The sequence below is a fragment of the Ornithinimicrobium jinqii genome (genome assembly GCF_045032595.1).
Classification (GTDB): Bacteria; Actinomycetota; Actinomycetes; order Actinomycetales; family Dermatophilaceae; genus Ornithinicoccus.
Map to the genome: position 1 here is coordinate 78,322 of NZ_JBJFZS010000002.1, position 8,851 is coordinate 87,172.

At 72.4% G+C, this 8,851-nt stretch carries 8 protein-coding genes; 4 read left to right on the plus strand and 4 right to left on the minus strand.

Features of this window, described 5'->3' with window-relative positions; genetic code table 11:
* Window positions 1–31 precede the first annotated feature (31 nt).
* The 3 genes from gdhA to ACI3ET_RS00755 form a co-directional block, all read right to left on the minus strand.
* Window positions 32–1,381, minus strand: coding sequence for an NADP-specific glutamate dehydrogenase (gene gdhA / locus ACI3ET_RS00745; RefSeq protein WP_405030984.1), 1,350 nt, complete (start codon window positions 1,379–1,381; stop codon window positions 32–34).
* Window positions 1,382–1,438: 57 nt separating this feature from the next.
* Entirely contained in the window at window positions 1,439–3,769 is a 2,331-nt protein-coding gene (locus tag ACI3ET_RS00750) for a DEAD/DEAH box helicase (RefSeq protein WP_405030985.1), read from the minus strand.
* Between the two features lie 229 nt (window positions 3,770–3,998).
* Window positions 3,999–6,107, minus strand: a complete 2,109-nt coding sequence (locus tag ACI3ET_RS00755; protein ID WP_405030986.1) for a DNA gyrase/topoisomerase IV subunit B — start codon at window positions 6,105–6,107, stop codon at window positions 3,999–4,001.
* Window positions 6,108–6,308: 201 nt separating this feature from the next.
* On the opposite strand from ACI3ET_RS00755, the gene ACI3ET_RS00760 reads away from it, so the two are divergent.
* From ACI3ET_RS00760 to ACI3ET_RS00770, 3 genes are all read left to right on the plus strand, one after another.
* Window positions 6,309–6,524 (plus strand): DUF7455 domain-containing protein, encoded by a 216-nt coding sequence (locus ACI3ET_RS00760; protein WP_405030987.1) that lies wholly within the window; start codon window positions 6,309–6,311, stop codon window positions 6,522–6,524.
* Window positions 6,525–6,651: 127 nt separating this feature from the next.
* The gene (locus ACI3ET_RS00765) at window positions 6,652–7,140 is read left to right on the plus strand and encodes a DUF456 domain-containing protein (RefSeq protein ID WP_405030988.1); all 489 of its coding nucleotides are present in this window, start codon (window positions 6,652–6,654) and stop codon (window positions 7,138–7,140) included.
* Between the two features lie 94 nt (window positions 7,141–7,234).
* Window positions 7,235–7,987 (plus strand): CHRD domain-containing protein, encoded by a 753-nt coding sequence (locus ACI3ET_RS00770; protein WP_405030989.1) that lies wholly within the window; start codon window positions 7,235–7,237, stop codon window positions 7,985–7,987.
* 38 nt (window positions 7,988–8,025) lie between these two features.
* Here ACI3ET_RS00770 and ACI3ET_RS00775 read toward each other — a convergent pair whose 3' ends face one another.
* Window positions 8,026–8,367: a hypothetical protein gene (locus ACI3ET_RS00775; RefSeq protein WP_405030990.1), complete on the minus strand. Its 342-nt coding sequence runs from the start codon at window positions 8,365–8,367 to the stop codon at window positions 8,026–8,028.
* Here ACI3ET_RS00775 and ACI3ET_RS00780 point away from each other — a divergent pair.
* Window positions 8,351–8,794 carry a class F sortase gene (locus tag ACI3ET_RS00780; protein WP_405030991.1) on the plus strand — a complete coding sequence of 148 codons (444 nt, stop codon included), beginning with the start codon at window positions 8,351–8,353 and terminating at the stop codon, window positions 8,792–8,794. The two genes, ACI3ET_RS00775 and ACI3ET_RS00780, sit on opposite strands and share 17 nt — an antisense overlap.
* Window positions 8,795–8,851 lie beyond the last annotated feature (57 nt).

The window sequence follows — 8,851 nt, forward strand, 5'->3', positions numbered from 1 at the left end:
TCGATGCTAGGGCTCGGTGGGCACGACCGGCTCAGATGACGCCCATCGCGAGCATGGAGTCGGCGACCTGGACGAAGCCGGTGGCGTTGGCGCCGAAGACGTAGTCGCCGGGGCGGTCGTAGTCCTCGGCGGTGGTGACGACGCGCTCGTGGATGCGACGCATGATCGCGGCGAGCCGCTCCTCGGTGTGCTCGAAGGTCCAGCTGTCGCGGGAGGCGTTCTGCTGCATCTCCAGCGCCGAGGTCGCGACGCCGCCGGCGTTGGCGGCCTTGCCGGGGCCGAAGAGCACCCCGGCCTGCTGGAAGACCCGCACGGCGGCGGGCGTGCACGGCATGTTCGCGCCCTCGGCGACGATCTCGGTGCCGCCCCTGACCAGGGCGGCGGCAGCGTGCTCGTCGAGCTCGTTCTGCGTCGCGCAGGGCAGGGCCACCTGGCACGGGACGTCCCAGACGCTGCCGCCGTCGACGAACCGGGCGCTGCTGCGCGCCGTCGCGTAGTCCTGCACCCGGCCCCGCTGGACCTCCTTGACCTCCTTGAGCAGCTCGAGGTCGATGCCCTGCTCGTCCACGACGTACCCCGAGGAGTCGGAGCAGGCGAGGACCCGCCCGCCGAGCTGGTTCACCTTCTCGATCGCGTAGATCGCGACGTTGCCCGAGCCGGAGACGACCACGTCGTGCCCCTCGAAGCCCAGGCCCGCGTGCTTGGCCATCTCCTGGGCGAAGACGACGGTGCCGTAGCCGGTCGCCTCGGTGCGGGCCTGGCTTCCGCCCCATGCCAGGCCCTTGCCGGTGATGACGCCGCCCTCGTAGCGGTTGGTGATCCGCTTGTACTGCCCGAAGAGGTAGCCGATCTCACGCGCGCCGACCCCGATGTCGCCCGCAGGGACGTCGGTGTACTCCCCGATGTGCCGGTATAGCTCGGTCATGAACGACTGGCAGAACCGCATGACCTCGGTGTCGGAGCGGCCCTTGGGGTCGAAGTCCGAGCCGCCCTTGCCGCCGCCGATGGGCAGCCCGGTCAGCGCGTTCTTGAAGATCTGCTCGAACCCGAGGAACTTCACCGTCCCCAGCAGCACGCTGGGGTGGAAGCGCAGACCGCCCTTGTAGGGGCCCAGGACCGAGGAGTACTCGACCCGGAACCCGCGGTTGATCTGCACCTGGCCCACGTCGTCGGTCCACGGCACGCGGAAGATGATCTGCCGCTCCGGCTCGCACAGCCGCTCGATGACCCGCTCGGCGAGGTAGTGCGGGTGCCGCTTCACCACCGGCCCGAGGGTGCCGAGCACCTCCTCCACCGCCTGGTGGAACTCGTGCTCACCGGGGTTGCGGCGCAGCACCTCCTTGTAGGCGTGCTGGAGCGAGGGGTCGATGGTGTCTGGCATGCCCGTCATGCTAGGTCAGGGACCGACGGGCGTATGCCGTCGGTCCCCGACTGTGCGTCAGCGCGGGGTCCAGTCGGGCCGGCTGTCGCGCGGCGGCGCGTCGGGGTCGCGACGCGGGCGCCGGTTCGGGCCGTCCTGGCCGCTGCGGCGGGGTCCGCCGTGGCCGCCCCGGTCGTTGCCGCGGTCGGGCCGGCTGCCGCGGTAGCCGCCACCCTGCCTGCCGCCGTCGCGTCCACGACCACCGCGACCGGAAGGACGCGCGGGACGCAGGATCGAGTCGAGCTGGCTCTGCAGGATCGCGTCGCCGGTGGGCATGGAGCCCCCGGCGGTCTCGATGATCGCGACGTCCTCCGGCGCCACGACCAGGGCGTCGGTCTGGACGCCGGCGGCGTCGAGGAGACGACCCACCTGCTTCTTCTGGTGGGGCAGCGCCAGCGTCACCACGGCGCCGCGGTCACCGGCGCGGGCGGTGCGGCCCGAACGGTGCAGGTAGTCCTTGTGGTCGGCCGGCGGGTCGACCTGCAGCACCAGCGACACGTCGTCGACGTGGATGCCGCGGGCCGCGACGTCCGTGGCGACCAGCACCGGCAGGGTGCCGCCCTTGAAGGCGTCGAGCACGCGCGTGCGCTGGGCCTGGTTGAGGCCACCGTGCAGGGCCGCCGCGAAGACGCCGGACTCGCGCAGCTGCAGGGCGATGCGGTCGGCGCCCAGCTTGGTGCGGCAGAAGACGATGGTGCGGCCGGGGCGGTTGGCGATCGCCGCCGTGATCGGCTTCTTGTGGTGCGGGTGCACCAGGAAGACGTGGTGCTCCATCGTGGTGACGCTCGCGGTGGCGTCGTCGGTGGAGTGGGTCACCGGGTCGGTGAGGTAGGTCTTGGCGATCTGGTCCACCCCGTGGTCCAGCGTGGCGGAGAAGAGCAGCCGCTGGCCGTCCTTCGGCGTGAGGTCGAGGACCTGCCGGATCGCCTCGACGAAGCCCATCTCGGCCATGTGGTCGGCCTCGTCGAGGACGGCGACCTCGATCTCGGACAGGTCGGCGGCCTTGCGCTCGATCAGGTCGATGAGGCGGCCGGGCGTGGCGACGAGCACGTCGACACCGCGCTCCAGGCCCGCCAGCTGCGGCGTGTACGACATACCGCCCGCGACCAGGAGGAAGCGCTTGTCGACGGCCCGCATCATCGGGGCCAGGGCGTCCACGATCTGCATCGCCAGCTCGCGGGTGGGGGTCAGGATGAGGGCGCGCGGACGGTGCGGCACCGCGCGGGGGCGCTGGCTGAGGCGGTGCAGCATCGGCAGGCCGAAGGCCATCGTCTTGCCGGAGCCGGTCTGGCCGCGGCCGAGCAGGTCCTTGCCGGCGAGCGCGTCGGGGATCGTCGCGGACTGGATCGGGAAGGGCTGGGTGATGCCGGTGCGGGCCAGGGCGGCGACGAGGCGCTCGTCCAGCCCGAGGGTGGCGAAACCGTTGTCCTCGGTCACCTCGGCGGCGACCTCGGCGCGCGCGCTGGCGGCCATGTGCTCCTGGTATGCGGCCTCCGCCGCCTCGCGGTCGTCCTCGGCGGAGGGGGCGGCGTCGGTGCGCTCGCGGGGGACGAAGCGGTCGTCACGACGGGTGTCGTCACGGCGACGGTCCTTGTCCCAGCTGCGGCCCTCGTGGGTGCCGCGCTCGGTGCTGCGGCCCTCGCGGTCGTCGCGGTGGGTGCGGAAGGTGTGCTCGCGACGGCCGCCGCGCTCCTCGCGGGCCTCCCGCTCACGACGCTGGTCGCGCCAGTCGCTGCGGTCCTCGTCGGCCCAGCGGGGGCGTGCCGGGCGCTCGCCCTGTCCCTGCGCGGGGCTGCTGTCGCGGCGCTGGTAGCTGCCGCGGGTGTCGGCACCCCGGTCGTCGCGACGCTGGTAGCCGCCACGGGTGTCGCTGCTGCGGTCGTCGCGGGACTGGTAGGCCGGACGGTCGTCACGACGCTGGTAGCCGCCGCGGGAGTCGGAGCCGCGGTCGTCCCGGGACTGGTAGCCACCGCGGGAGTCGCTGCCGCGGTCGTCGCGACGCTGGTAGCCACCGCGGGAGTCGCTGCTGCGGTCGTCGCGGGACTGGTAGGCCGGACGGTCGTCGCGACGCTGGTAGCCGCCGCGGGAGTCGGAGCCGCGGTCGTCGCGACGCTGGTAGCCGCCGCGGGAGTCGGAGCCGCGGTCGTCCCGGGACTGGTAGCCACCGCGGGTGTCGCTGCTACGGTCGTCGCGGGAGTGGGAAGAGGGACCGCGGTCGGCGGTCGGCCGCTCGCGCCGGCCCTTGAGCTGGGCGCGTGACGACTTCTCGCGGGCGTCACGGGCGGCCTTCTTCTGTGCCGGCGTGTGTCGCGCCTTGGTCTTGCCGGAAGCGGGGATGGATGTAGCCACGGGGGGTCAACTCGTTTCGTCGGATCGTCGAGGTTGGATCTCGCCTCGACGCTCACTGGCGCGACCGGACCTACCTCCAGGCGCTCGTCGTGGCGCCCGCGGAACCCAGGATCGGATCGTCCTGAGATGTCTCTCCCGGCCCTCGTGGGGGCAGCGGGTGTCTTTCTAGCCTACCGGACGGACGGCCGGTCACCCGACCACCGGGGCCCAGGGGTGAGGGAACTCACGCTCAGGCGTCGATGCGCTCGCGGTCCAGGTCGTGCGCCGAGTCCACGATGAAGTCCTTGCGGGGAGCCACGTTGGCCCCCATGAGAAGGTCGAAGACCCCGTCGGCACGGGCCGCGTCGACCAGCGTGATCCGGCGCAGCGTGCGGTAGCGCGGGTCCATCGTCGTCTCCGCCAGCTGGTCGGCGTCCATCTCCCCCAGACCCTTGTAGCGCTGCATCGGCTGCTTGATCGTGCGGCCCTTCTTGAGCAGCCCGGCCGTGGTCCGGCGCATCTCCTGCTCGGTGTAGGTGTAGATGTACTCCTTCTTGCCGCCGCGGGCCCCGGTCACCTCGATCCGGTGCAGGGGCGGCATCGCGGCGTACACCCGCCCCGCCTCGACCAGGGGGCGCATGTAGCGGAAGAACAGGGTGAGCAGCAGGGTGCGGATGTGGGCGCCGTCGACGTCGGCGTCGGTCATGATGATGATCTTGCCGTAGCGGGCCAGGTCGAGGTCGAACGAGCGGCCCGACCCCGCGCCGACGACCTGGATGATCGCGGCGCACTCGGCGTTGGAGAGCATGTCCGAGACCGACGCCTTCTGGACGTTGAGGATCTTCCCGCGGATCGGCAGCAGCGCCTGGTGGTCGCTGGAGCGGGCCAGCTTGGCGGTGCCGAGGGCACTGTCCCCCTCGACGATGAACAGCTCGCTGCGCGCGGTGTCGTTGGTGCGGCAGTCCGCGAGCTTGGCCGGCAGCGACGAGGACTCGAGGGCGTTCTTGCGCCGCTGGGTCTCCTTGTGCAGGCGGGCCGAGATCCGCGACTTCATCTCCGAGACGACCTTGTCGAGCAGGAGCGAGGCCTGCGCCTTGTCACCGCGGTGGGTGGAGGTCAGCCGGGCGGTGAGCTCCTGCTCCACGACCCGCGCCACGATCGCGCGGACGGCGTTGGTGCCCAGCACCTCCTTGGTCTGCCCCTCGAACTGCGGCTCGGAGAGCCGCACCGTCACCACGGCCGTCAGCCCGGCGGCGACGTCGTCCTTGTCGACCTTGTCGTTCCCGACCTTGAGGCGGCGGGCGTTGAGCTCGAGCTGCTTGCGGAAGACCTTGAGCAGCGCCTGGTCGAAGCCCGCGACGTGGGTGCCGCCCTTGGGGGTGGCGATGATGTTGACGAAGCTGCGCAGCGTGGTGTCGTAGCCGGTCCCCCACCGGACGGCGACGTCGACCTCGCACTCGCGCTCGACCTCGCGGGCGACCATGTGCCCGCGGTCGTCGAGGACCGGCACGGTCTCGGTGAAGGCTCCGGACCCGCGCAGCCGCCAGACGTCGGTGACGCCCGAGTCCGGGGCGAGGTACTCGGCATACTCGGTGATCCCGCCCGAGTAGGCGAAGACCTCCTCGTGGGGTCCGTCCACCCCGGGCGTTCCGGGCAGGCCGCGCTCGTCCCGCACGGCCACCGTGAGCCCAGGCACGAGGAAGGCGGTCTGCCGCGCGCGGGCGTAGAGCTCCTCGTGGTCGAACGCCGCGGAGGCGATGAAGATCTGCGGGTCGGCCCAGTAGCGCACCCGGGTGCCGGTGACCCCCCGTCTCGCCTTGCCGACGACGCCCAGCTCGCTGCTCTTCTCGAACGGCGTGAACACGGCGTCCGGCGAGGGCGCCGACCGGCCGTCGTCGAAGATCCCGGGCTCCCCGCGACGGAAGCTCATGCCGTAGGTCCTGCCCGCGCGGTCCACCTCGACGTCGAGCCGGCTCGACAGCGCGTTGACGACCGAGGCGCCGACACCGTGCAGCCCGCCCGAGGCGGCGTAGGACCCGCCGCCGAACTTCCCGCCCGCGTGCAGCTTGGTGAAGACGACCTCGACCCCGCTGAGCCCCGTGCGCGGCTCGATGTCGACGGGAATGCCGCGCGCGTGGTCGCGGACCTCGACCGAGCCGTCCGCGTGCAGCACGACCTCGATGCGGTCGCCGTGGCCACCGAGCGCCTCGTCGACCGAGTTGTCGATGATCTCCCACAGGCAGTGCATCAGGCCGCGGGAGTCGGTGGACCCGATGTACATCCCCGGGCGCTTGCGCACCGCCTCGAGGCCCTCGAGAACCTGGAGGTGACGTGCGGAGTAGTCGGTGCTGGTCGTCACCGGGGCAGGTTAACCCGCGGCGCCGACACACCCCCGCAGGCGCACGGGTCGGGGGCACCACCGCGCCTCCCCGACTACGCCCGGAGCGAAAAGATCGGCCGCTCGGGCACAAACACAGGGTGCGGGTACGTTGACGTGCTTGACTGAGACGCACCAGGGGTGGACCACCCCCGGCACCCTGGTGCAGGAGAGGAGATGCCCGTGAACGCCACCATGACCCCGGAACTGACCACCGCCGACCGGTGCGACCGGTGCGGATCCCAGGCCTACGTGCGAGCCCGGCTCGTCGACGGTCTGGAGCTGCACTTCTGCGCCCACCACGGCCGCGAGCACCTCGACAAGCTGCGCCACCTGCAGGACGTCGACATCCTCGACGAGACGGCTCGCCTGCACGCCGAAGAGGCTGCGGTCCTGTAGCACGCACCGCCGCCCCGCCCTCTCCGGGCGAACCACGTCGCCCGCCCACGTCCCCACGTGGGCGGGCGACGTGCGTCCCGGGTCGGGCGGGACGGCATACCCTCACCCGGCTGGCAGACTGACCGCCATGAGTGCGGTCGAGGTCGTGGTGGCCCTGCTGATGGTCGTCGGCGTGCTGGGCATCGTGCTGCCCGTCCTGCCGGGTCTGCTCATCATCGTGGGCGGGGTGCTGCTGTGGGCGCTCGACGAGCGTTCGACGCTGGGCTGGGGGATGCTCGCCGTCGCCGTGGTCGTCTGGCTCGCCGGGACCGCGCTGCAGTGGCTGGTGCCCGGCAAGAGGATGAAGGCCGCCGGGGTGCGCACCAGCACCCTGCTCGTGGGTGTCGCCGTCGCGATCGTGATGGCGTTCGTGATCCCCGTCGTCGGGCTGTTCGTGGGCTTCCCGCTCGGCATCTTCCTGGTGTCGCTGGCCCGCACCCGCGACCGCGGCGAGGCGTGGACGGCGACGAAGCACGCGCTGCGCGCCGTGGGCACCAACATCCTCATCGAGCTGGCCACCGCCTTCACGATCATCGCGGCCTGGGCTGTGACGATCATCTTCCTCGATGTGACGTAGATCACCTTCGCAATCCACGACCGCGGTCGTGGCGAACCCCTCGTGACGCCCGGAAGACACCCCGTCCGCCGGCTCACCCCACAAGGAGTCCGTCATGAAGAAGCTCACGACCACCCTGGCCGCCCTGGCCGTGCCCGTCCTCCTCGCCGGACCGATGGCCCTGTCCTCCTCGGCCGCGGACCACACCGAGCTGATGTCCACGCTCGGCGAGCTCAACGACTCGGGCGGCAGCGGCACCGTCTGGGCCAAGGTCACCGGCAACGAGGTGTGGCTCTCGATGGAGGTCTCCGGTCTCCTCGACGGCGCGCCGCACGCCCAGCACATCCACATCGGCGGCACCAACTCCTGCCCGGACCCCATGATGGAGGGGACCGGCGCCGACGGCGCGATCCGCACCACCGACGCGGTCGGCTCCTACGGCGGCGTCGCGGTGTCGTTGACCACCGAGGGCGGCATGACGGGACCGGACCACGCGCTCGACGTGGCCAACTTCCCCGCCATGGGCACCTACACCTACGAGCGGACCTTCGAGGTCAGCGACGAGGTCGCCGCGCAGATCGCCGCCGGTGACGGTGTGGTCGTGGTGCACGGGACCGACCACAACGGCAGCGGCGCCTACGACGGCGACCAGGAGTCCGACCTCGACCCGAGCCTGCCGTCCGAGGCGACCGACCCCGCGCTCTGCGGCGCCCTCGACGTCGCGCCGATGGAGGCCCCGTCCGGCGGCGTCCAGACCGGTGGCGGCAGCACCCAGGGCATGGAGCAGGGCGGCCTGATCGCCGGTGGCGCCCTCCTGGCCGCCGTGGGCGCCGGGTCCCTGCTGGTCCGTCGCCGCGCGCAGGACTGACGAGGTATGTCGCAGCGGCACCGGGAGCGCGGGGGCGGTCAGCGCCCCGCGCTCCCGGTCGCGCTGGCCGGGGTGGTGACGGCGCTGGGCCTGGGTCTGGCGGCCTGCGGGGTCGCCGGGCAGGTGCCCGACCCGCCCGCCCCTCCGGCGTCGTCGTCGGCGGCCGCGCCGTCGTCGCCGTCCGCGCCGCCGTCCGCGACGGAAGCACCGGCGCCGGGGGAGACCCCCTCGTCGGCCTCGGGAGCGACCGGGCCCACCGACCCCGCGACCGGGCCGGGGGCGGCCGCGGGGTCGGGGGTGACCCCGTCCGCCGGGGCACCGAGCACGACATACCCGCAGGTGGCCGCCTCTGCCCCGGTGGAGGTGCGCCTGCCGGCCATCGACGTGACCAGCGCCCTGCACCCGTTGGGCCTGGCGGCCGACGGCACGCTAGAGGTCCCGACGGGTGCGCTGGTCGACCAGGCGGCCTGGTACTCCGGCTCGCCGACCCCCGGGGAGGTCGGGCCGACGGTCGTCGAGGGGCACGTGACCGGTCCCGGCGGACGACCGTCGGTCTTCTTCGATCTCGGTGCCACGACCGTGGGAGACCGGGTCGAGGTGGACCGTGAGGACGGCCGGACGGTGGTCTACGAGGTCTATCGCGTGGACCGGTTCGCCAAGGACGCCTTCCCGACCGTGGACGTCTACGGTGCCACGCCCGGGCCGGAGCTGCGCGTCATCACGTGCGGCGGCGAGTTCGACGAGGGCAGCGGCCACCACGTCGACAACACGGTGGTCTTCGCCAGGCAGGTGTCGATCGAGGGCTGAGACCTCGTGGTCAGCCGCTCGGCAGTGACGAGGTGGCAGGTGTTCCGCGGAACACCT